Consider the following 23374-nt stretch of genomic DNA (forward strand, 5'->3'; position numbering starts at 1 on the left):
TTCTGCGAGTGGAGTTAAGCCATGTGTGAACTTTTTGCCATGTCGGCGGGCTATCATTACACCGCCCAGGAATACCTGCCTTTGTTTGCCGACAAGGCCCGAGACAATATGAGCGGCTGGGGCATCGGCTTTTTCCGGGAAGGACAGGTCCACATCGAAAAGTCCTGCGAAGGCATCTACGCTGGCGGCCACGTGCATGACAGCTTCCAGCGCCTGGCCCGGGTGATCGGCAGCCGCATCATCATCTCCCACATCCGCTGCCCCAAAAGCGGACACGAGGCCGAGTCATCGGCGCAGCCCCTCACCGACTTCTTCCTGGACCACCACTGGCTCTTCAGCTTTACCGGAGAGGCCCCAAACTGCCACGCTTACGAAAGCCCCCGGCCCTTGATGCGGGATCGGCTCGTGGCCGCCCGGGTCTTCGAATTCGTCCGGGACGGGATGGCAGAGCAGCAGGCTGCCTGGCCAGAAAACAGTCTCTACCAGGCTTTGGCGGTGACCTGCAAGAAACTGCTCCGCCAATATCCAGGCGAATATGCCTTTTTCATGGCCAACGAAACGGTGCTCTTCGCTTTTCTCAACCACGGGGAAATCCTCACCTATCATCCTCCGGGGGCGCCGGGCGAATCCATTGTGCTGACCACGGTCGAAGGCGGCCTCACCCGAGACCCGGGATTCTGGCACGCCTATCCCAATGAGAACCTGGATCACGGCCAGATCCTCATTATATCCGGGGCTGACCTCCTTTACCTGGGCCACGTCTGATGTGTGACCTTTTCGCCCTGTCCGCCTCACACCATTTCACCGCGGCCACCTCGCTGCCCTTGTTCGCGGTCCGGGGCCGTAAGAACGTGCATGGCTGGGGGATAGGGTTTTTCCGCCAACGCCTTCCGGTGGTGGAGAAATCCGGCGACCAGGTTTTCGCCGATGGTCGGCTCCATGTGTCTTTCCAACGGCTGGCCCGGGTGGTCAACAGCCCCATCATCCTGGCCCATATCCGTTATAAATCCAGTGGCGAAGTGGACGACTGCCACGCCCACCCCTTCGTCCTGGATTTTTGGGGTCAATCCTGGATCTTCGCCCATAACGGCAAGGCCCCGGCTATCGAGCTTTACGCCTCCCCCAACACACCGGGGCTCGAAGCCACCAGCGATTCTGCCCGGGCCTTCGAGTTCTTGCGGGATTTTTTCCTCAATGCCGTACCCCGGCGCCCTCATACCCCATTCGTTGCGATTCTCCAGGAGGCCCTGATTCTCTTGCTGCAGCGCTATCCCGGCGAATACAATCTTCTTCTCAGCAATGGTCAGGTTATCTGGGCCTTCACCAACCACCGGCAATTCCTCATGCTCAAGGGCAGCGAAAAGTTAGAAGACGCCCTGCTCCTCACCACCATCGAAGAGGGCCTGAGCTCGGAAAACTGGCAGCGGATGGCTGCCAGAGAGGGCAGTTTGGGACTGCTTCTGTTGATTGCCGGAGGCGACCTGGTTTTGATGGAGGACCTGCTCCCCTGACACACCAGGTTCAAAGATTGCCCGCATAATCCGCGCCAAACCTGCCTCAGCAAGAATTTACAAAAATTTTTTAATATATTGGCAGGCATAGCCGTCTAATATAATGTAAATCGCGGCCCTTAAATGGTTTTGCCCACTTGAGCCTCCAGGCCCCAAAGGGCGGCGAGAGCCGGCAGGCAGAGGCAGGAGTGAGAAAGTTGGTTTTCAATCAATATAAGTTGACCGATCGGTCACCTTGTAACTTGTAATATGAACCCCATAACCTCTCTTTGGGAGAACCGCAATGAAAAAATACCGACAGCCCGCGGGGTTCATGGCCGTCCTGGCCTTGATGTGCGCTCTGGTCTTCGGTCCGGGATTCACCGGTGAAGCTGCGGCCGCGTCGGAAGATGTGGCCATATTTTACGACGACCTGTCCCAGTATGGGCAATGGGTGGAATACGAAAAGTATGGGCCGGTGTGGCGTCCCAGTCAGGTTCCGGAGGACTGGCGTCCCTATACCAATGGGCGCTGGGTCCCCACCAACGACGGTAATGTCTTCGAGTCCGAGGAACCTTGGGGTTGGGCCACCTACCATTACGGCAACTGGATGCCCACCGAGGGCTATGGCTGGGTCTGGGTGCCGGGCAGTACCTGGTATCCCGCTACGGTGGAGTGGCGCAGCAGTCCCGAAAACGAGCCGGTGGACAGCTCTTATATCGGCTGGGCCCCCACCCCGCCTCCCGACTATATGCCGCCCCCAGCTTATGCGCCGCCGTCTTATTATCAAGGAGCCCCCGTCACCGATTCGCTGGCCTCGCCTCTCTGGATTTTTGCCAAAGCCGCCAGCTTTCTCCTGGGTTTCGGCCAACCCTATACACCGGAATATTCTTATGTCACATCCGGAATCCTGGTGCCGGTGACCTATGTGCCGGTCTTTTATAGCCGGACGGTGTTCATTCCCCGGTACGTCACCCCGGCTTATTATCCGCCGGGCTTTTACGGGGTCCGCCGCTTTGGTCCCGGCGCCTATAACATGGGGCCTTCAGTCACCTACATCTCCCGGGTCACCCAGATCAACCAAACCATCATCAACCGGAACATTCACAACAACTCCATTCATATCAACCGGATCCATAATGTGATGCCTCCGGCTCGGGTAATGCGGCGGGATGGTTACATCAATAAGATCATGCCTCCAAATTTGGTCCACGGCCGGCCCTTGCCGCCACCCCGTCCGATAAATAATATCAGGATGGCCCAAGCCAACCTGAATAGGCCTAACTTCTTGCCGCCGCCCCAGGGCATGCCTCGGATCAATACCCAGATTCCTCGCGTTCAACCGATGGCGATTACTCCGGGCCGGGGTCTGCCGGGGACGGCCTTACCTGCCAGGGCCACCATGCCTATAACCCCTCACATGACCCAGCAGATTCAACAACTGCCTCCAAACCAGCAGTTTGTGCCCGGCAAATCCCAGCCTTTCAAACCAGCCGGCGCGACCCCGGCAGGGCCGGGACCCGGCCAACCCGGCGTTCGGCCCCAACCGGGACAGTTCCAACCAACGGGCCAGACCAGACCGGGACCTGGACAGGCCGTTATTCCTGGTCAACCAGGGCATGTCCAACCTGGAGCCACGCCGCCTTCCGGCTACAAACCGCCCGTTAACGGGCCGGGTTACGTGAAGCCAGGGACACGACCCTCTGCTCAACCCAAACCGGGGGAGTTCCACCCAGGGGCTACTCCGAGAGGGACTCCGAGCCCTCCGAGCCCTCCTGGGGCTGCGAAGCCTGGCGCCGTGAGCCCTCCTCAAGGGCCCAGGGCCTTGACGCCGGAACCGCGCCGGCAGCAGGACCTGGAACACCAGAGACTGCAGCGCGGTGGAACTCCAGGCCAGCCCCAACAACAACAGCAGCGTGATCAGGAGCGGTTACGCCAGCAACAACAACTACAGCAGCAGGAACGCGGACGCCAACAGCAGTTACAGCAGCAACAACAAAGGCAGCAACAAGATTTGCAGCGGCAGCAGCAACAACGACAGTTGCAACAAAGGCAGTTACAGGAACGCCAACACCAACAGCAACAAAGACAGCAACAACAGATACAGCGCCAGCAGCAGCAACCTCGGGTACAGCCCCAGGCGCCGCCTCGGGTACAGACTCCACCGCCGCGACCGCAACCACAGGCGGCCCCGAGGCCTCAACCTCAGCCACAGCAGCGCCAGCCACAGCAAAAGGGACAGGAAAAAGAAAAAAAGAAGCAGGAACAATAATCATCACTCCAATATCACCCACACCCATGCAACCCCAGGTCTCGTTCTCGCGGAACGGGGCCTGGGCCTGACCCAAGACCACCCGCTTCCCGGCCTGTTCAGATTTATAGCGCTTGCCAAAAGTTTTTTCCTCTAATTCTCCTCTCCCCTTGTGGGAGAGGGTAGGGTGAGGGGTTAATAAGAAAAAACTTTTGAGCCTCTTGCAAATATCTCCCTGCCTGTCATTCTGAGGGAAAGAAGCAACAGAAGCATCTCATATAGCGTTTGCCAAAAGTTTTTTCCGTAATTAGGAGATACTTTAACACTCCACCCCCCCCTAACCCCCTTTTGGTAAAGGCGGGAACTATAAGGAATTACTTATAAAGTCCCCCTTTGAAAAAGGGGGATTTAGGGGGATTTAAAAATCAGCCAGCGGCATAAATTTATGGCAAACGCTATAAGTGACCAAACGGCTTTTTGCAAGAACCTCTCCTGGCAATAAGTATATTTTAGTATTTCAAAAAAAAGTGGGCGTTACTTCAAAGGGGTAATCAATTCTACCACGCCATCTTTTATGGCATGGTTGCAACCCGGATCATGTCCGCACTTGCAAAAGAAAACCTGTCACCTTTCTCATCATTGCTGGGTCCGTCGCAGTTCTGAGTTTATGCTGTCTCCATGACTTGCCGGGATAAAAACGGTTCACTGCTGGCCAACCTGAGGAAAATCGGCAGACTCCAGCCGTTCCGCCTGTGCCGTGTCCCGGCACGAGGATGCCAGCCCATCAATAATCTATTGATATTAAAGACTAAATATTACGAAAGCCCGGTTATTACCCTGGGACAAGCGCGGGACAAGCGCGTGACAACCTTGGCACTGCCTCGACCGGAACGCGCTTGCACGCGGGTTTAGGCCGGGTGTATGGCGAGGGTACCTTGGCAATGTCCCGGCACATGTGCCGGGTTTGCCCGTCCATTCGGCCCGCGCCCGGCCATTTTCAGCGATTTTTGGGGTAGTTTGGAGGGACTAAAAGCCATTTTTAAACCGTTTTTCTCTGTCATCATGAACGAAGCGCAGGCTCTTATAGTGATTGCCAAAAGAATTTCTTGCAAAATTACCGGACCTTATGTGGTCGCAAGCTTTAGCCTGGTATTGAGAAATTCGCCGGTAGCACAGGCTTTCCAGCCTGTGCTTTTGTCATATATACGGTTTCGACCGTAAAGAGACTTTTGCAAGAGGCTCGTTTGGCAATGAGTATAAGACGGCTTTTCTTTTGGAGAAAGGTTGCGTGGGTATGCCTAGCAGCTTATTATACAACGTGGTATTATCCCCTAGAAGGCGTCAAGGATGGCGCCCCTGCACTTTATCTTGATATGATTACAGTTGGAATCAAGTTGCCATTGGCTCGCTGCTGAGTCGCAGCCATTTTGTCTGAGAGGAGGAAAACATGCCCCATATCAAAGCCATCCGTGCCCAAGAAATCCTGGACTCCCGGGGTCAACCCACCGTATTCGCCGAACTCCTGTTGGACAACGGCCTCCGCACCCAGGCTATGGTGCCTTCGGGCGCGTCCACCGGCGAGAACGAGGCCCTGGAACTGCGGGACGGCGGCCCCCGCTACCTGGGCAAAGGTGTGCTCCAAGCTGTTAAGCATGTCCAGGAGATTATCCAACCGGCCTTGAAGGGTATCAACCCCCTGGAGCAGGCCTTGATCGACGAGACCATGTGCCGCCTGGACGGCACCCCCACCAAAAGCCGCCTGGGGGCCAACGCCATTCTGGCCGTCTCCATGGCCGCGGCCCGGGCCGGAGCCGCAGTCTCGGGGCTGCCCCTGTACCGTTATCTGGGGGGCGCCGGAGCCGCCACCTTGCCTATGCCCATGTTGAACATTATCAACGGGGGAGCCCATGCCGGCAACAATCTGGATATTCAGGAGTTCATGATCATGCCGGTGGGCGGCAAAACCTTTGCAGAGGCCCTACGGATCGCCTCCGAAGTGTTCCATACCTTGAAAAAGGTCCTGGCTTCCAAAAAGCTGGGCACAGGCGTGGGCGACGAAGGCGGGTTCGCTCCGGATTTGCCTTCCCATGAAGCCGCCCTGGACCTCATTAACGCGGCCGTGGAGCAGGCGGGTTACCGGCCCGGCGCCGACGTGGTTCTGGCCCTGGACCCCGCGTCCTCGGAATTTTTCGACAAGGCCACCGGGGAATACGTCTTCAAGAAAGGTGACGGCTCCCGGCGCGATGCCAAAGCCATGACGGAATATTATCGGGGTTTAGCCAACCGCTATCCCATCGTCTCCATAGAGGACGGCCTGGCCGAAGAGGACTGGGACGGCTGGGTGCACCTCACCAAAGAATTGGGTGGCCGGCTGCAACTGGTGGGCGACGATCTCTTCGTCACCAACGTCCGCTATCTGCAACGCGGCATCGAAATGGGCGCAGCCAATGCCATCCTGATCAAATTGAACCAGATCGGCACCGTCACCGAGACCCTGGACGCCATCGGCCTGGCCCGCCGCAACGGTTATCGCGCGGTCATTTCCCACCGCTCCGGTGAGACCGAGGACACCTTTATTGCCGACCTGGCCGTGGCTACAGGGGTCGGTCAGATCAAGACCGGGTCCGTGTCCCGGTCCGAACGCATCGCCAAGTATAACCGGCTCATGATCATTGAGACCGAGTTGGGCGCGGCGGCCCGGTTTAAGGATGATTGCTTCTGGGAGGGTAAAAAGTAAGACTGCCAGCCAGAGCCCAGCAACAGGCATTTTATCGTCTGGGGGGGAGCAGGAACTTGATCGAGGTAAACTCCTCCCCCACTTTCTTGATCATCGCGGTCTTTTCGCCGCATCGGTGGCAAATGCTTCCTGCATGACCAGACTTCGAAACCCCGGCACCACCCCTGCCTTGTTCACCTTCTTGAATCAAAAATTCTTTTTTAATATCTGAGAAATGTAAATAATCATGAATTCTGGGCTTGCCGGTGTTTAATTCGGTGAACATGATTCATCCTATAGCCTTCCGTCCGATCCTCACATATCCTCAATTATTCCATTGACGGTACTATTCTAAGAGCTTGCATTCGGCTGGAATGGTAATTGCATGATATTTTATTGCATAGCCTTCAACCCCCGTGTGTGGAATAGAGATGACAATTTCCACAAAGATCATCACCATCGCAGTATTCCTCACCTTACTTCTGGGTACCGGCTCAGCTCTGGCTTTCTTGGTCCCTTTACCCATAGCCCATGGTTTATCAGTCTGGGGAACTAATAAGTAAAATTGCGTTTCTGATTGGCCATGTTATTATTCTTAGCGACAATTAAGTCTGATCTGCCCTCGTAATTGCCCAATTTTACTCTCCAAAAACCTCGTACCAGGAAAGGCCACAACCAGTAACTCTCGGCGCAAACTCTTTGACTTTTGGGTGCCACAGTGCTATTTTTAGAAGCGTTTTAGAAGGCTAGCCTGCATCGCAAGGGGGGAGAAATGGTGCGGCGCATTTGTGGGAATGGCCTGATGGTCATAGTGCTGGCGGCTGTGATAATGCTGCCGGGGATGGCTCGGGGCGCCGAATTTGACGTCAGTAAATTCAACCAGGAAGTGGGACTGCGCTTCGCGTACGGGAAAAATACTAAGAAAGCTACAGTCCAGCTCTACAGTTTACTGCCTCGTTGGGGTATTTTTTTCCTGAAACCAGGTAAGCAAATGGGTCCCTTCGGAGCCTCCTTTGTCATTGAGGGCATCGCCAGCGTCGCCAGCGCCGAAACGACCGGCTTTGAACTTGGGTTCACCCCCCTGCTAAAACTCAGTTGTCTCCTCTTTCCCTCGGTTTTGGCCTTTATCGAGGGGGGCGCCGGGATCATCAGCGAAAGTATTGACAGCCCGGCCCTGGCTCACGCCTTCAACTTCACCCCCCAAGTGGGAGCCGGCTTCGACATTGCTTTGACTTCCCAAACGGCTCTAACCGTGGCTTACCGGTTCCGGCATTCTTCCAATGCCGGTATCTATAAAGAAAATCCCGCCTTTAATGTTAATTTTTTTCAGTGTGGCTTGAATTACTATTATTAATATTTAGCCTTCTGATAGAGCGCGGTGAGGAATCTCCAGATTCTTCATCGCGTTTTCTATCCAGGATTCTCACCGAACCCACCACCTTCCACCATTTCCAACTTCCCAGTAGGTAGTTTTACCGAGGGCCAATTAGGCAGTTTTGCCAGTTGCATGCGGATACTGAAATATTATCTTTTTCATAGGGGATATGATTAGCTACGGGGGGATAGCCTGCAAGACCATCCAAAATCATCCCAGGGTATTTTATGGGATGAAGGGAGGTAATGACATGGTCATCGTCATTTTTTTCGGCGGCATTCTCGCGGGTTTTCTTTTGGGTTTTAGTGGCATGGCCCTCCTGTCCGCCAGGAGCTATCGCCTGCAAGCCGAGGCGCTTCATGAAGCCGCGGCCTATCAACAACTGCCCCCTCATCAAGAGGGCTAAACGGCTGCACTGACCAGACCGTTTCATCAGAAGCCGGGAGGGGCGACATCCAAGGGGTAATCCCGGATGAACGCCTCTGTGCCATCCCTGCCATCGAAACGCTTTTCCCTTCTCCGAAAAAACCTTCCTTGAATCGATTACGGCATTTTCCCCCCTTGACACTGTCAGTAACAATTATTATCTAATAATCAGGTTCCAACAGACTATGGAAAATCTCATCCAACAATTGCGTGACCAAGGTATTGCGGTGACCCCCCAGCGTTTGGCAGTGATGGAGAGCCTCCAACATCGCCGGGACCATCCCACTGCAGAAAATCTCTATCAGGAGGTGCGCCAAAAGCTCCCGGCCATTTCCTTTAACACCGTATATAAAACCCTGGAGATCTTGTGCCAGAAAGGCATGGTGATCAAGGTTAATCCCTTGCACGAAGTGGCGCGCTATGACGGCGAGACCGGGCCTCATGCCCACCTCATCTGCCGGCAGTGCCACCGCATCGTCGATCTTGACTGGCCCCGGGAGGAGTTTCCTGCCCTGGCGCCCCATGACCAACACGGCTTCCAGGTCGAGCACCCATCCCTGATTTTCTGGGGCCTTTGCCCCCAGTGTCAACAACAAGAATCCCACAAGGAGGACTAGTATGGCAATCGAGGTAGGACAGTTATATGTTTGCAAAGTGTGCGGCAATAAGGTGAAGGTAGTTGAGGCCGGCGGCGGCGTGCTGGTGTGCTGCGGCATTCCCATGAAACAGGTAGAAGGTTAAGGGAGGAACGACCCATGAATAAGAGCATAGCTGACCTCAAAGAAGCCTTTGCGGGGGAATCTCAAGCTAACCGTAAGTACCTGGCTTTCGCCGAAAAAGCCGACGCCGAGGGTTATCCTCAGGTTGCCCGCCTGTTTCGGGCTGCGGCGCATGCTGAAACGGTCCATGCCCTGAATCACCTCAGGGCCTTAAAAGCCATCGGCGCCACCGCGGAAAATCTCAAGGAAGCTATAGCCGGAGAATCCGCCGAGTTCCAACAGATGTACCCCCGGATGATTGCCGACTCCCAAGCCGAGGGGCATAAGGAGGCGGAACGCACCTTTACCTATGCTAACGAAGTGGAGAAGGTCCACGCTGCTCTCTATCAGAAAGCCCTTAAAACCATGGAAGACAAGAAATTGGTGGATATGTTCGTGTGCTCGGTCTGCGGTTACACCGCGGAAGGCGAGGCCCCGGACAACTGCCCCGTCTGTAAAGCGGTAAAAAAATTATTTAAACGCATCGATTAGCCACTTATAGCGCTTGCCAAAAGTTCTTTCCTTTTATTCCCCTCTCCCCTTGTGGGAGAGGGTGAGGGGCGGATAAGAAAAAACTTTTGGCAATGAGTATAACCAATTGGGGCGCAGGCATATCTGCCTGCGCCCCAATTACGCCCTCGTTACCAAGTTGCACTTGGGAACGCTACTTTTGGCCCAAGCTCTGCTTGGGCACCGTAAACTGAAAACCGAAAACGGCCTTACTCGGTGGCCTCGCCTGCTTCCGGTTCATGTCCCTCCCCTGCCAGTTTCTCCAAGGCCAGGCGGGCTGCACGTTGCGCCGCCTGTTTCTTGGTGCCGCCTTCCCCTTGGGCCAAGGACACCTCATTGACCCGCACCTCCACCTGAAAATGTTTGGCATGGCCGGGCCCGCTTTCGGCCAGGAGGTGATACGACGGCAAGGCCTTGTAGCGGGCCTGGGTGAGTTCCTGGAGGGAGGTCTTGAAGTCCTGGCCCGGAAGCGCGGTCTCCAAAAGCGGGCTAAACCATGGTTCCGTCAAGCGCGCTACCACCTCCAAGCCGCCGTCCAGATAAACCGCCCCGAGCACTGCTTCCAGGGCATTAGCCAGGAGAGAGGGTTTCTGCCGGCCCTCCTGCCGTTCTTCGGTCCGTCCCAGCAGAAGGTGGTCCCCCAGGCCCAAATTTCGGGCCAGATTTGCCAGTTGCCTGGCATTCACCAGGGCGGCCCGCCCCCGAGACAGATCTCCTTCGGGACTTTGAGGAAACCGGGCCAGAAGCAGGGCGCTCACCACAAGGTCCAGGACGGCATCTCCCAAGAACTCCAACCGTTCATTGCTGACGCCGCTCTCTGGGTTCTCATGGGCATACGAACTGTGGCGCAAGGCCTGGTTGAGCAACTCCAGGTTCTCGAAGCGGTATCCTAGCCGTTGAGCCAGGTTTTCCAGTTCTTGCCTCCTCTCCGGAAGCAGGCCGGTACCCTCTTGTACCACTAGCTCCTCTCCCCCGGCCGCAGGGGTACGGCCGCAAGTTTACCAATGATGTTCAATTGACCCTCCCTTTCCTGAAGAACCAAGGGATTTCGGCACATAAAATCAGGGAAACCCTTATTGGCAGGCATACTCTCGGATTATACCCTATTATCAAGCTCGCCTGCCAACGGTTGATACTGCAGATGACCTACGGTGTCGAGGAGAAACTCCGGTCAAGAAGGAGATGCCATGGATGCCCTCATTCAGGTGATGGAGTCTACGATCGCAGCCCGGGACCCGTATACCGTTAGTCACCAGCAACGGGTAACCCAGATCGCCTGTGCTATCGCCCAGGAGATGGACCTCCCTGAAGACCGGGTCCAGCAACTCCGGATCGCCGCCACGCTGCATGACCTGGGTAAAGTCGCCATCCCGACGGAATTGCTCGCCAGGCCGGGAAAACTCTCGTCCATAGAGTTCGACCTGATTAAGACCCATCCGCAGGTGGCTTATAACATCTTGCAGCCCCTCAAGCTCCCTGCCGATACCACCGAGATCATCTTGCAGCATCACGAAAGGCTGGATGGCTCCGGTTATCCCCAAGGTCTGAAGGAGCCTGACATCCTCTTTGAAGCCAAGATCTTAGGCGTAGCCGATGTCATGGAGGCCATGTGTTCCCATCGGCCTTATCGCCCTGCCCTGGACCCATCCGTCGCCCTGGCAGAACTCTCTATGAACAAAGGGGTTCTCTATGATCCCGCAGTGGTGGAAGCTTGCTTGAAGCTCTATGAGCAAACCCTGCCGGAATCCACAGCATCCACCCCTGGCTTGCTCCCCAGGCTGACCAACCTCACGCAAACGCTGGCTCCCGTGGGAGACTTTTCCCAGGCCCATATTAATCTTACCCACTTGAGCAAACTGCCCCAGACCACCAGTGGCAAGACCTGGAAGTGGGCCAGACTGTTCTCCAAAGACCAGCTTACCTGGATGCCCTTCGGCACCGTCTCCGTCGTTGGCTTGGCTATGGTGTTTGGCTCCCGAGTGTTCTGATAGAACTCTCGTCCGAGCTACCTCCGCGCCGGTAATATCGAGCTGCGTTCATACAGGTAATTATAGTTTTTGTAGGGGCGGACCTATGTGTCCGCTCTCTTGGTGGTCGCACCTGCAGATGCGCCTCCCCTCATACCGGATCGCGTTCATAAAGGCAATTTCAAAGAAGTTAGGCGCCGGCTGACCCAACTTGTCCGAAACCGGCTGGCCTTAAGGGATGGGGATAAAAAGTCCCCCTTTGAAAAAGGGGGATTTGGATTTTCACGGTAAAGCCTGCGGCTGCCAAATACCTGTTTGAACGCATTTCCCTATCATAACTATAGAAAACTCTTCAGGATACAACTTCGTCAGGATTGAATTTTGACGTTTTTCGGTTATCCGGGGTGTTGGTGCGTGAGCAGAGGCACCACCGGCTCGGCCAGGATCTTCGCGCTGATGCCCTTTCCTAAAGCCACGCGGCCTCCGTTGATGCCTACGATGATGAGGCCGCGGTTGTTCTGCAAAATTTCCAGTTCCCTTCCCAGATTGAGTCCCATGGCCAGCAAGCGCGCCCGCAACAGCCGGCCGCCCCGATGCCCGGTAATTCTTACCCGCTGGCCGGCTGGCATCTCGGCCAGGGAGTGTTCCAGAGTTTCCACTGCTTCAGACATGATGTTTCGGTCCTTTTCAAAAACTGCCACTTTTATCCGCCTCCTGGCAGGTCGCGCAATAGCCATGCACCTGCAACTGGTGGCCCTTAATCCGATAGCCGTATTCCCGGGCCAGTTGCTCTTCCAGGAGCCTCAACCTCGGTTCCACGAACTCCAGGACCTCGCCGCATCCCAGGCACCGCAGATGACTATGGTGGGCGTGGCCGTAAATGTGCTCATAATGCCAATGACCGTCGCTGAAATCCACCTCCCGGACCAGACCGCAATCAATGAATAACGGCAGCGCCCTGTAGATGGAGGCCTTGGATACCTTGGAGCACTTATCCCTAAGCCTCAGGTGGAGTTCGTCTACATCGAAATGCCCGTGAATCGCAAAAATCTCTTGGAGTATCTCTTCCCGTTCCTGGGTACGCCTCAGACTGCGCTGGCGAATATATTCCCGGAAAACCTGGATTTCGGATTTCATTACCATGTTCGGATTAGCAAGTCCACATTATTGAGAACCAATATCAATAATAACTTTTTGCGCCGAGAAGTCAAGCGAATTATAAGAATTCCCTTTATCCTCACGGAAAATTAACCCAGGGGTGAGAGCGAAGTCCTTGGGTAGTGGTCCCGGTTTAAGGCCGATTCCCGTTGACGGGCCGCGGCAGCCCAGTTTATGATGAACCACACTGAATTGGTGGCACAGGCTTTCCAGCCTGTGCCTGGGGTGTGCCCACCCTGCTTCTTTGCCCAAGTTTTTTCTGACTACTGAGGCGGGCGGGGAGGCCCGCCCTACCACACTGGCCACTGGCCACTGATCACTGATCACTGGCAACTCTAACAGGAGATTTAGCCACACCTTGGCACAAAACAAACCTCCCTCACCCCAAGACCTGACCTCTCATCCCTTGGAGACCCTCGAAGGGACCGTGGAGCGCCTCACCTTCGCCGACCCGGCCAGCCACTACGCGGTGGTCCGGCTCAACGTTCGGGGACGCCGCCAGCCCGCCACGGTTGTGGGTCCGCTGGCTGCCGTCAAGGAAGGCGAGCAGCTTCACCTCAAGGGCCGCTATGAGGTGCATCCCAAGTGGGGAGAACAGTTCCGGGTGGTATGGTGGTACGCCGTGCTCCCCGCCACCGTGGCCGGCATCGAAAAATATCTGGCCTCGGGGCTCATCAAGGGCATCGGCCCGGAATTGGCCCAGCGCCTGGTGACCCATTTCGGCCCTGAGACCCTGACGATCATCGACAACCACTCGGAGCGCCTGGCGGAAGTCTCCGGCATCGGCCCGAAAAAGATGGAGCAGATTCGCCAGGACTGGCAGACTCAGAAAGCCGCCCGGCAGGTGCTGGTGGCCCTGCAAGGTCTGGGCGTGGGCATGAGCATGGCCACCAAGATTTATCAGCAATACGGCGACCAGGCCGTAGAAGTGGTGACCACCAACCCCTATCAACTGGCCCTGGATATCCATGGCCTGGGGTTTCTCACCGCCGATCGCTTGGCCGGCCGCCTCAACCTGGACCCCCTGACTCCGGCCCGCCTGGCCGCGGGGCTGCTCCACATCCTGGACACCATGAGCGGCGAGGGCCATGTCTACGTCCCGGAGGAGCTGCTCTTAAGCCGGACCGAGGAATTGCTCCAGGTGCCCCGCCCCCCCGTGCAAGCGGCCCTGGGAGATTTGGCCCGGGAAGGCCGGGTGGTGCTGCCGGAGTTGCCGTCAGGCCGCGCCGTATACAAGCGGCCCGCCTGGGTGGCGGAAACCGGGGTGGCCCAGGCCCTGGGGCGCCTGATTACGGCCGCCGGCAGCCATCCCCCGCTCCATCTCGAAGACCTCATCAACCGGGTTCAACAGCAGCGCAATCTTGCACTCTCCCCCGAGCAAGCAGCCGCGGTGGCCGCAGCCCTCAAGGACAAGGTGCTCATCATCACCGGCGGCCCCGGTACCGGCAAAACCACCCTGGTCAGTTGCATCCTGGACCTTTACCAGGGTCTCGGTGCCCGGGTTATGCTCATGGCCCCCACCGGCCGGGCAGCCAAGCGCCTCTCTGAGACCACCGGCATGACCGCCACCACCATTCACCGGGCCCTGGAGTTTTCTCCCCAGACCGGCGGCTTCCGCCGCAGCCCCGCGGACCCCTTAAAGGCGGAAGTGGTGGTGGTGGACGAAACCTCCATGGTGGATACCTTCTTAATGTATCATTTGCTCCGAGCCATACCGCAAGCCGCCCGCCTCATCTTGGTGGGGGACGCCCACCAGCTTCCTGCGGTGGGGCCGGGCAACATCCTCAAAGACCTGATGGATTCCGGGGTCGTCCACGTGGTGCGCCTCACCCGGATCTACCGCCAGGCCAAAGAGAGCCTCATCGTGGTCAACGCCCATCGCATCAACCAGGGTGAGTATCCCGTCCTGCCTCACGAGTTCGGCAAAGGCGACTTTGTCTTCCTGGAATTGGAGGACCCCGAAGCCATCAAGTCCAGGCTCCTTAACCTGGTGGCCGAGGAGCTTCCCCGGCGCTTCGGCCTGGACCCCCTGCGAGACCTCCAGGTCATCACCCCCATGCACCGGGGGGCCGTGGGCATTCAAACCCTGAACGTGGAGCTGCAGGAACGCCTCAACCCCTTAAGCGCGCGCTGGTCCTGGGGCGGGCGGGTCTATCGCCACGGGGACAAGGTGATGCAGCTCAGAAATAACTACTACAAGGAAATCTTCAACGGCGATATCGGCCAGGTGTGCGGGTTTCTCACCGCCACCAACCAACTCCAGGTGGATTTTGACGGACGGGTGCTCACCTATGACCCCGGCGAACGGGAGGAACTCACTTTGGCGTATGCCGTGACGGTGCACAAGGCCCAGGGTAGTGAGTTTCCCGCTGTCGTCCTGGTGCTCACCACCCATCACTTTATGATGTTGCAGCGGAACCTCTTGTACACCGCTCTCACCCGGGGCCGCCGCCTGGTAGTGATCCTGGGTAGTAAGCGGGCCCTCGGCATGGCCATCAGGAATGACAAGCCCATCCGGCGGTTTACCAATTTAGCCCAAACCCTCAAATCATCCCTTGCCCCGGTTAGATGAATTCTTATCTTATACCAATTACCATTCAAATGGTGGCACAGGCGTCTCGCCTGTGCAGGCGTAGGCCAGACCCTGCGTCTATCAATTTTACCCTTTGAACGCAACTCGGTATACATGGTGGCTTAAGTAATCAGACCTAAGCTCTCTGCGTTCCTCCGCATCTCTGCGGTGCATAAAAAACCACAAATCTCAAAAGATAAACCTGGCATAGAGATAAGCAATCAGTTCATCCATTGTTGTTCGCACTCCCAGGCTGGACCTCCACCAAGCCCGAGGATCGTAGCGGGGGTCCGGTATGGCAATGACCCCTACGGCTATGCCAGGTCCCAGGGCTTTCTCAAATAACAATCTGCTGCGGCGGGCATGAGTGCCGAGACTGACCAAATTAATGGCGTTTATAGGTAATGGTGAATGATTGAGCCAATCTTTTAAAGCTATTGCCGAGGCATACGTTCGATCCCTCATAACCGCGGGCGCCGCAAGCGGTATAATCATCCGTCGGTCTAATCCTAATCGCTCTAAAATCGTTGCCGCCAATTCGGCGAAATTATTATAACGTGCGAGCATGTGACCTTGTTCCATAGGACCGCCGGTCACGAGCATCAATCGGCAATGACGCCGGTTAAATTCACGCAAGGCCTGTTCCAGGGCGGAGTCCGGCAACCAGCCCTCTACCACCATGACCTCGCTCTTGACGGGGTGATTCACGGCCAAAAACGATTGTATCCCATGAAGACTAACCATGAAGAAAGTGGCGATTATCAGGGCAAGGATTACCCAACCGAGCCACGTCGGGACCCAAACCTGCCTTTTTTTGATTAACCGTAGCCTGACCAACCTGGGCGTCTCCGCAAAAAAATTCGGATTTTTTGCGAATATCCCTTATCCTTAACTGATTGACAAGGTTAAAATCTCTTGAGGACGCTTCACCCCTTGAGGGGGCTGCAAGCAACGGGAACCTGATCATACACTCTTGAGCCCGGGAGCTTCAATCTCTAACCGGCTTAAACCCAATGCCGGCGTAGCCAATACTGTAAAAATGCTTGACAATTATGCTCCGCAAGAGCACAATCTATAAGACTGGGGGTTATGTGTGGTTACCGATCTCTTTACTACTCTGGAACAAAAACTGGAACTGGTTTTAACCCAAATTACCGGCTTGAAAGAGGCCAACACCGCGCTGCGTCAAAGCCTGATCGAGAAAGAACAAGCCCTCAAAGAGGCCCAGGCTGAACTGGCCAAAGTCTCTCGGGAACGAGAGATGGTCCGAGAGCGGATCGATAAGATCCTCAACCGTTTAAAAATCATCGATACGGGAGAATCGGCATAGATCCTGTGCAGGAGGCCACGCCGGTGACCGTGGAAATATTGGGCCGCACCTTCACCTTAAAGGGGAGTGTGACTCCTGAGAGCCTGCACGCCGTGGCGCATGAGGTGGATGCCCAACTTCGAGAACTACAGCGGACCTTCCCCACCAGGCCCTTGAGTGACCTGGCAATCCTGGCGGCTTTGAACCTGGCATATGAGTGCCTGGAGAGCAAGGAGGATTACCAACAGCTCCATGCGGAAATCGAAAAACGATCCCAACAGTTAATCCAAATATTGGAGGCAAGTAATTCAGCCTTTCCTCCGGGGCCTTGACCGCACCCCGGGGTAAATTCACTCTTGAGAGGCTTGGGTAACCCCAGCATGAACAACCTGGGGTGAGGGATAACACGGCAGGAATTATTCCGGGCGGCGGGAAGACGACGCACCGGTCAGAAATATCGACCCAGACGGGAAATCGGCAACACCTACACGCTGCCGGGTTATTGGCCCGGGAGAATATCGATATCTGAGGGGGTCAACGGCGCAGTATCCTGTTGACCAGTTCATTTCGGTGACCATTTGTTGGAAGGGTTGTAAGAAATGATTTATTAGCCGGTTGCTTCGCACCGGCGCCGCCGTTTATCCTCTTCCGCCCCAAAAGCTGCCACCGTGGCCCATCGTGCCACCGCCCGGCGCGTCAACCTCTCCAGAGTTTGTTAGTTCGAAATCTGCTCTATTCCGACCCGCGGGCCGGCTTGTACCACTGCTAGTATAATCATCGCGCGTAAGGGAATTTACATGACTATATTACAATTTTTCGTAGAGGTTATCCTTCTGGCCCTTGGCTTCGTGGGCGGTTTTTTCTATCGCAAACATGTGATAGATAGCCACCAGAAGTCCTTGGAAGCTCTGGGAAAAAAGATTCTGGACGAAGCCCGCAAGGATGCCGATAGCCTCAAGAAAGAGGCCAAGCTCCAGGCCAAGGATCAGCTCCTGCAAATGAAGATGGACTTCGAAAAGGAAACCCAGGACCGTCGCCACGAACTCAATCAACTGGAACGCCGCCTCCTCCAAAAAGAGGAACATCTGGAAAAGAAATCCTCTTTGGTCGATGAACGGGACACCGAACTCATCAAAAAGCACAAACTGGTAACCAAACAGGAAGAGGAACTCAAGGCACAGACCGAACGTTGTCAGCACCTCCTGGAAGAACAGAATGCCCGCCTGGAGCAACTGGCCGGTATGAGCGCTGCCGAGGCCAAGGACCATCTCTTAAAGTCCATGGAGCGGGAAATCAGGGTCGATGCCGCCCACATGATCAAACGCATCGAGTCCGAAGCCAAAGAGCACGCCGATCGCAAGGCCAAAGAGATCATCGGGCTGGCCATCAAGCGCTATGCCTCCGACTACGTGGCCGAACAGACCGTTTCGGTGGTGGCCCTGCCTAACGAAGAGATGAAGGGCCGCATCATCGGCCGGGAAGGCCGCAACATCCGCGCTTTAGAAGCCGCCACCGGCGTAGACATTATCATTGATGACACTCCGGAAGCCGTCATCTTGAGCGCCTTCAATCCGGTGCGGCGTGAGATAGCCCGGCGCAGCCTGGACCGGCTCATCTCCGACGGCCGTATCCATCCCGGGCGCATCGAAGAGATCGTGGAAAAGGTCACCCAAGAGCTGGAAGTCAATATCCGGGAAGCGGGCGAAGAGGCCGCGTTCGACGCCGGAGTGCACGGCCTCCACCCCGAGTTGGTCAAACTCCTGGGCAAGCTGAAGTTCCGCACCAGTTACGCCCAAAACGTCTTGCAACATTCGGTGGAGGTCTGCTACCTCTGCGGCATCATGGCCGCGGAACTGGGACTCAACGTCAAGCACGCCAAGCGCGCCGGTTTGCTCCATGACATCGGCAAGGCCGTGGACCAGGAGGCGGAAGGCGTCCATGCCCTCATTGGCGCCGATCTGGCCAAACGCCACGGCGAATCCCCCAAAGTGGTGCATTCCATTGCGGCGCACCACGAAGACGTCCCTCCCGAAAACATCCTGGCCGTGTTGGTGCAGGCCGCTGACACCCTCTCCGGCGCCCGGCCCGGCGCCAGGCGGGAGATGCTGGAAACCTACGTCAAGCGCCTGGAAGACCTGGAACGAGTGGCCCTCTCCTTCGGCGGCATCAGCAAATCTTACGCCATTCAAGCGGGGCGGGAAATCCGCCTCATCGTGGAGAGCGAAAAAGTCAACGACGAGGAGGCAATTCTCCTCAGCCGGGAGGTAGCCAAGAAGATCGAGCAGGACCTCACCTACCCTGGCCAGATCAAAGTCACCGTCATCCGGGAGACCCGGTCGGTAGAATACGCCCGCTAAGGCCCGATATTCATGAATATTTTGTTTATCGGCGATATCGTGGGGGCTCCGGGACGGCGAGTGATAACCGAACTCTTGCCTCGGGCGGTGGACCATTATCGCATCGACCTGGTGGTGGCTAACGGCGAAAACGCTTCCGGTGGCCTCGGCATAACTCCCCAGGTGGCCGACCAGTTCCTGAGCCAGGGAGTCGATCTGCTTACCAGCGGCAACCATATCTGGAAACACAAAGAAATCCTCCCCTACCTGAATGACACCGACCGTCTGCTGCGGCCGGCCAATTATCCCCCGGAGGCCCCGGGTCGGGGCCTCGCCATGGTCGAGACCGCCGCGGGGGAGCCTGTAGCCGTCATCAACCTGGAAGGCCGGGTCTTTATGAGTTCCCTGGAATGCCCCTTCCGCACTGCAGACCAGCTCCTTCAAACCCTCCCCCCGGAAGTCAAGGTCATCCTGGTGGACATGCACGCCGAGGCCACCAGCGAGAAGCAGGCCCTGGGGTGGTACCTGGACGGCCGGGTGAGCGCGATGGTGGGTACCCATACCCACGTCCAGACCGCGGACGAGCGCATCCTGCCGGGCGGCACCGGCTATATCAGCGACGTCGGCATGACAGGCCCGGTGGATTCGGTCATCGGCATGAATCGGGAGATCATTATGGAGCGCTTCCTGACCCAGCGCCCCCACCCCTTCAAAGTGGCCACCCAAAACCTCCAGCTTCAAGGGGTGGTGCTGAAAATCGACGCCGGCGGCCGCTGCCAGGAAATCACCCGAGTGATGATGCCGTTGAAATCAACCTGAATCTCGGTAGGCGCCTCCGTGCCCCGCAGGTACCTGTTTGCGGTCAACCCCGTCTTCTGGCTAAGGTCTCTACCTACAAGCCCGCTTGCGGGCTCCAGAACCAGGTCACCGGCCAGTTCGACACCCTCAATCTCAACCTTTAATACCGACTTGCGGCCACGAGGGATTTCTTGTGGGGGCTGAACATAACTTCCCCCGTTTATGGTGACCCATGGCTGTTGTTCTCTTCCTAAGGAATACGCCTTTTTAGCAGCTCCCCGACATTGACCCAACGACTCCCATCCCAATAACAATGTAAGACCCAACATATGAACTATTGGGTCCCCATCCACAAATGTTCAGTATCAAGGCCAACTGCTCCCCCAAAAAGCTTATTCTTAGCGCTGAAGAGAGTCAGCTACCTATAGGGCTATCTAATTAATTTTCTTAATATATTTAAATTCAATCTAAGGCTGATTCTAATTATGTTATTTCAGTCATCATTTTTAATAAAAAAATTATAAATAATTTGTTGACTTTTTTAATTTAGATGATAATAGTAAACATACAATAAAATATTATTAGACACCCCGCCCCTAAGGAAGGGGAATGGCCTCGGTTCCACGAGGCGTCGGGCTCCTTGGCAAGGAAAGCCTGGAGACCCCAAATAAGGGAAAGGAGGTGATTCGGCAAGGGCTCACGTTGTCGAACGTGGAATTCCCTGACTGCACTGACAAGGGTGACAGGTTCTGCATACGCATGAACGCGAGGCCAATACATAGTCTATGCGCGATGTCGGTGGGGGAATCTCGATATAACCATGAGCAGCTTGTCAAAAATTCAAACCACGAGAGAGCGAAAACCAATGGCTAAACAGTTTCCCCGGGAAAGTTCATAAAATTCCCAGGTCGTTAACTGGAAACGCGCCAGGACGGCGGAATAGCAACCTCCTTCTCACTAAGGAGATTGAGATGAAAAAGATACTATTTTTGATGCTGTTGATAGTGGCTTTTGCGGTGGTGCCGGTACAAGCTACCGAAGTTGTCTTGGGCCAGTGGTATGAATTCGAATTTGGTGTAGCGTCAAGTTTCGCCTTTAATGGGGATGGATGCATTCCAAGTGATGGCGACAATTCTGTGGCAGCCCCCAATCCGCCGTGGACCTACACCACCAACTTTCCAATCGGCAGTCAGGTGACCATCGTCGATGCTTTTGCGATAGGGGATGTGTTTCAACTGTATGATGGTGGCGCGGCTGTTGGGGCGACAACTTTTGTGGCCAATACGGGCGTAGCTACAGGGATTAGTAATCCTGATCTTGCTTTGCTCAACGCTGCATTAAGCCGTGGCGTTTTCGGGTTAGATCCGGGGGCCCACTCCCTCGACATCGAAATTATCCGAAATGCTCTTGAAACCAGTGGCGGTTGTGCCTACTTCCGGGTTGATCCGTGCGGCATTCCGGTGCCTCCCACTGTCTATCTGCTCGGCAGCAGCCTCCTGGGCTTGGTGGGCCTGCGTTTCCGGAGAAATCTGGTTTAACCTGGCCTTATCCCACCTGGACGTTTGCGGCCCCCGGCCTTCCCGCCGGGGGCTTTTTTTGTGGCCAGGTCCCGGAGATGATCTGATCCAGACGATTTCCCATTGATAAACGTCCTTTTATTCTCGTTCCCAAGCTCCAGCTTACTCCCTCGTTCCCAAGCGAAAGCCCGGGAATGCCACTTTTTGCCCAAGCTCTGCTTGGGCGCCACTCCCTCTCTCACCCTTAAGTGAGCGTGTCGGAGTGAGGGCTGAGCAGGAAAAAACCTCTGGCAATGCAAGGAAGATCCTGACGTGAGAACACTGTTCTATGATCCCTCTGATCAGATTAAGCTACCGGCTAACGAATCCTTGTGCCGTTATGGCCGATTTTCTCTGCAACTTCTCGAAACCAAGCGCGCCCCTGGCGGCACAAAGTCCTCTGGCAGCGGCACACCCGCGGTTTCTATCCGGAAGTAAGCGGTCCCTGGCGGCCCCCAGGCGAAGGACAGCGGCATAAAGCGTAGCAAGTTTCATATGTTGCGGCTAAACGTTTCGGAATTATCCGGTACATGGCACAAGAAGGGGCGAAAAACGGCTTTCACAAGTGCTATGTGCCCTGAAACGCCCTTAAAAAACTAAAAAACGGGAAAAATGAGGTCAATAATTCCCCGTCTCCACAGTGGCTATCCTTGTCTGGCTATCAGTTCCGCCACCATAGATTTACAGTAAATTTATTTTAATATATACAAAATCACTGGCCTATTATATAGTTACCCTTTTTTAAAGGGGAGTATGGCCTGTTTTAATCCTCGATTTATCGGATAATTTAGATTATATATGTCTTTATAATTAAATAGGTTAATGATTTATTAGAAATATTTTTCTTTAATTACTATTTAAATTTCCTATTGACATTTTAAATTTTGTTGTTTATTTTTACAACACTGCTATTTAGTGGGACCTATAAAAGCTTTCAGCTTTGCCGCCTCTTTTCCCCGTGGAAACGAAGAGGCACCCCTGGATATGCAGGGAAGGAAGGCTCAAACGACTTGGGTGACGCCGCGGCCGGAAAGGTTGAGGCCCAGAATGCCTTGGAACCACGGTACCGGGGCGTGCCACCGGGAGTGGGAAAAAGGCCTTTCGCTAACTGAGGCGGAGATGGATCTCCAGCCTCCTCATTAGTAACGCGCCACATCCGGGATGGCGCTAGACCCTCGGTAATTTCTACAATGCTTAACCCGGAAAGGAGGTTTAAGCGTAAGTTTTCACAACCGAACCGCATCAAAAAATTTCCCAAGCCAATGACCGTGCAGGGTCTGAGAATCGGAGAAGGTTAGTTTTGTGGCCTGAGAAAAACCATGGCGCAGGAAGGACAACCTATTCAAGGAGGAAACTTAATGAAGCTTTCAAGAATTTTGGCAGCAGTATTGCTCGTGGGTGGAGTGCTCATGATCTCCAGCGCCGCGCTGGCCCTGCCCACCCCCGTCTGTCTCCTGGTGGGCGATGTTGACAACTACGGCAGCATACCCGGCGCCGGGGATCAAGTCCCTGCCGGCACCAACATTTGGCCCGGCCCCGGAGCTTCGGGCACCGGGTACGACGGCCGTAGCGCGGCCGAAGCGGCAGCCACCAACGGCGCCCAGTTCACCGACTCCTACAGCACGCTGTTCCCGGGTTTCAGCCCGGCTGACATCGTCAGCGAGCTGGGCAGCGTGATCATTCCCCTTCCCGTGGGCTTCCCCATTATACACGATGGCACTTTCGCGATGGCCATGGGCGATTTCCAGGCCAGCACCTTCGGGGCCATTTCCATGAACTTTAACGGGGTTGCCCTGGACGCCACACAGTTGTTACAGGGACCTGCTACTTGGGACGACGGCTTCCAGGCCAGCGCCATCCGCTCCTTTGTCTTAAATCCGGCTCAGCTTGCCGCCATCAACGCCGCTGGTCAGCTTGAAGTCAACTTTGATCACACCGGCTCTGCCGACTTCATTGCCTTCGACTGGTTCAAGCTGTGTGCCAACGTCGATGTCCCGGTACCCCCCACCGCCATCCTGTTTGGCAGCGGCCTGTTGGGCCTGGTGGGTCTCCATTTCCGGAAAAATCGCGGTTAACCTGGCCTTATCCCGTCTAGACGTTTGCGGCCCCCGGCCTCCCCGGCGGGGGCTTTTTTTGTGGCCAGGCCCCAGAG

General features: G+C 55.6%; 22 protein-coding genes. 17 read left to right on the plus strand and 5 right to left on the minus strand.

Annotation, left to right across the window (positions count from 1 at the left end; genetic code table 11):
• Nucleotides 1–21: 21 nt before the first annotated feature.
• From WC600_01805 to eno, 4 genes are all read left to right on the plus strand, one after another.
• Nucleotides 22–765 carry a class II glutamine amidotransferase gene (locus WC600_01805; protein MFA4901458.1) on the plus strand — a complete coding sequence of 248 codons (744 nt, stop codon included), beginning with the start codon at nucleotides 22–24 and terminating at the stop codon, nucleotides 763–765.
• Nucleotides 765–1511, plus strand: coding sequence for a class II glutamine amidotransferase (locus WC600_01810; protein ID MFA4901459.1), 747 nt, complete (start codon nucleotides 765–767; stop codon nucleotides 1509–1511). The genes WC600_01805 and WC600_01810 overlap by 1 nt, the downstream gene beginning before the upstream one ends.
• Before the next feature lie 283 nt (nucleotides 1512–1794).
• The gene (locus WC600_01815; GenBank protein ID MFA4901460.1) at nucleotides 1795–3762 is read left to right on the plus strand and encodes a DUF6600 domain-containing protein; all 1968 of its coding nucleotides are present in this window, start codon (nucleotides 1795–1797) and stop codon (nucleotides 3760–3762) included.
• 1426 nt (nucleotides 3763–5188) lie between these two features.
• Nucleotides 5189–6478, plus strand: coding sequence for a phosphopyruvate hydratase (eno, locus tag WC600_01820; GenBank protein MFA4901461.1), 1290 nt, complete (start codon nucleotides 5189–5191; stop codon nucleotides 6476–6478).
• Between the two features lie 31 nt (nucleotides 6479–6509).
• On the opposite strand, the gene WC600_01825 is transcribed toward eno, so the two are convergent.
• Nucleotides 6510–6743 carry a hypothetical protein gene (locus WC600_01825; GenBank protein ID MFA4901462.1) on the minus strand — a complete coding sequence of 78 codons (234 nt, stop codon included), beginning with the start codon at nucleotides 6741–6743 and terminating at the stop codon, nucleotides 6510–6512.
• Between the two features lie 486 nt (nucleotides 6744–7229).
• On the opposite strand from WC600_01825, the gene WC600_01830 reads away from it, so the two are divergent.
• The 5 genes from WC600_01830 (at nucleotide 7230) to WC600_01850 (ending at nucleotide 9508) form a co-directional block, all read left to right on the plus strand.
• Nucleotides 7230–7811, plus strand: a complete 582-nt coding sequence (locus WC600_01830) for an acyloxyacyl hydrolase (protein MFA4901463.1) — start codon at nucleotides 7230–7232, stop codon at nucleotides 7809–7811.
• 271 nt (nucleotides 7812–8082) lie between these two features.
• Nucleotides 8083–8238, plus strand: coding sequence for a hypothetical protein (locus WC600_01835; protein ID MFA4901464.1), 156 nt, complete (start codon nucleotides 8083–8085; stop codon nucleotides 8236–8238).
• Between the two features lie 205 nt (nucleotides 8239–8443).
• A complete protein-coding gene (locus WC600_01840; GenBank protein ID MFA4901465.1) occupies nucleotides 8444–8875 on the plus strand; it encodes a transcriptional repressor in 432 nt (143 codons plus the stop codon).
• A 1-nt stretch (nucleotide 8876) separates the two neighbouring features.
• A complete protein-coding gene (locus WC600_01845; protein MFA4901466.1) occupies nucleotides 8877–8999 on the plus strand; it encodes a desulfoferrodoxin FeS4 iron-binding domain-containing protein in 123 nt (40 codons plus the stop codon).
• A gap of 14 nt (nucleotides 9000–9013) precedes the next feature.
• On the plus strand, nucleotides 9014–9508 hold the full coding sequence (locus WC600_01850) for a rubrerythrin family protein (GenBank protein MFA4901467.1): 495 nt from the start codon (nucleotides 9014–9016) through the stop codon (nucleotides 9506–9508).
• Between the two features lie 227 nt (nucleotides 9509–9735).
• On the opposite strand, the gene rnc is transcribed toward WC600_01850, so the two are convergent.
• Nucleotides 9736–10485 carry a ribonuclease III gene (rnc, locus tag WC600_01855; protein MFA4901468.1) on the minus strand — a complete coding sequence of 250 codons (750 nt, stop codon included), beginning with the start codon at nucleotides 10483–10485 and terminating at the stop codon, nucleotides 9736–9738.
• Between the two features lie 228 nt (nucleotides 10486–10713).
• Between rnc and WC600_01860 the strand changes: the two genes are divergently transcribed.
• Nucleotides 10714–11514 (plus strand): HD-GYP domain-containing protein, encoded by an 801-nt coding sequence (locus WC600_01860; protein ID MFA4901469.1) that lies wholly within the window; start codon nucleotides 10714–10716, stop codon nucleotides 11512–11514.
• Between the two features lie 374 nt (nucleotides 11515–11888).
• Here the strand turns inward: WC600_01860 and WC600_01865 are convergent, their stop codons facing one another.
• Entirely contained in the window at nucleotides 11889–12194 is a 306-nt protein-coding gene (locus tag WC600_01865; protein MFA4901470.1) for a FeoA family protein, read from the minus strand.
• Nucleotides 12181–12630 carry a transcriptional repressor gene (locus tag WC600_01870; GenBank protein MFA4901471.1) on the minus strand — a complete coding sequence of 150 codons (450 nt, stop codon included), beginning with the start codon at nucleotides 12628–12630 and terminating at the stop codon, nucleotides 12181–12183. Before WC600_01870 ends, WC600_01865 begins: the two co-directional genes overlap by 14 nt.
• Nucleotides 12631–13009: 379 nt before the next feature.
• On the opposite strand from WC600_01870, the gene WC600_01875 reads away from it, so the two are divergent.
• Entirely contained in the window at nucleotides 13010–15223 is a 2214-nt protein-coding gene (locus WC600_01875; protein ID MFA4901472.1) for an ATP-dependent RecD-like DNA helicase, read from the plus strand.
• A gap of 189 nt (nucleotides 15224–15412) precedes the next feature.
• Here the strand turns inward: WC600_01875 and WC600_01880 are convergent, their stop codons facing one another.
• Nucleotides 15413–15931, minus strand: a complete 519-nt coding sequence (locus WC600_01880; GenBank protein MFA4901473.1) for an ElyC/SanA/YdcF family protein — start codon at nucleotides 15929–15931, stop codon at nucleotides 15413–15415.
• Nucleotides 15932–16316: 385 nt separating this feature from the next.
• On the opposite strand from WC600_01880, the gene zapB reads away from it, so the two are divergent.
• The 6 genes from zapB to WC600_01910 all read left to right on the plus strand — a co-directional run bounded on the left by zapB (nucleotide 16317) and on the right by WC600_01910 (nucleotide 23297).
• Nucleotides 16317–16553, plus strand: a complete 237-nt coding sequence (gene zapB, locus WC600_01885; GenBank protein ID MFA4901474.1) for a cell division protein ZapB — start codon at nucleotides 16317–16319, stop codon at nucleotides 16551–16553.
• A gap of 23 nt (nucleotides 16554–16576) precedes the next feature.
• Nucleotides 16577–16864, plus strand: coding sequence for a cell division protein ZapA (locus WC600_01890; GenBank protein ID MFA4901475.1), 288 nt, complete (start codon nucleotides 16577–16579; stop codon nucleotides 16862–16864).
• A 465-nt stretch (nucleotides 16865–17329) separates the two neighbouring features.
• Complete coding sequence (gene rny / locus WC600_01895; protein ID MFA4901476.1) at nucleotides 17330–18889, plus strand: ribonuclease Y; 1560 nt, start codon at nucleotides 17330–17332, stop codon at nucleotides 18887–18889.
• 12 nt (nucleotides 18890–18901) lie between these two features.
• Complete coding sequence (locus WC600_01900) at nucleotides 18902–19687, plus strand: TIGR00282 family metallophosphoesterase (GenBank protein ID MFA4901477.1); 786 nt, start codon at nucleotides 18902–18904, stop codon at nucleotides 19685–19687.
• A gap of 950 nt (nucleotides 19688–20637) precedes the next feature.
• Entirely contained in the window at nucleotides 20638–21204 is a 567-nt protein-coding gene (locus WC600_01905; protein ID MFA4901478.1) for a hypothetical protein, read from the plus strand.
• A gap of 1376 nt (nucleotides 21205–22580) precedes the next feature.
• On the plus strand, nucleotides 22581–23297 hold the full coding sequence (locus WC600_01910; GenBank protein MFA4901479.1) for a hypothetical protein: 717 nt from the start codon (nucleotides 22581–22583) through the stop codon (nucleotides 23295–23297).
• The last annotated feature ends 77 nt before the right edge of the window (nucleotides 23298–23374 follow it).

Source organism: Desulfobaccales bacterium (assembly GCA_041648175.1).
In the GTDB taxonomy this organism is placed as follows: Bacteria; Desulfobacterota; Desulfobaccia; order Desulfobaccales; family 0-14-0-80-60-11; genus 0-14-0-80-60-11.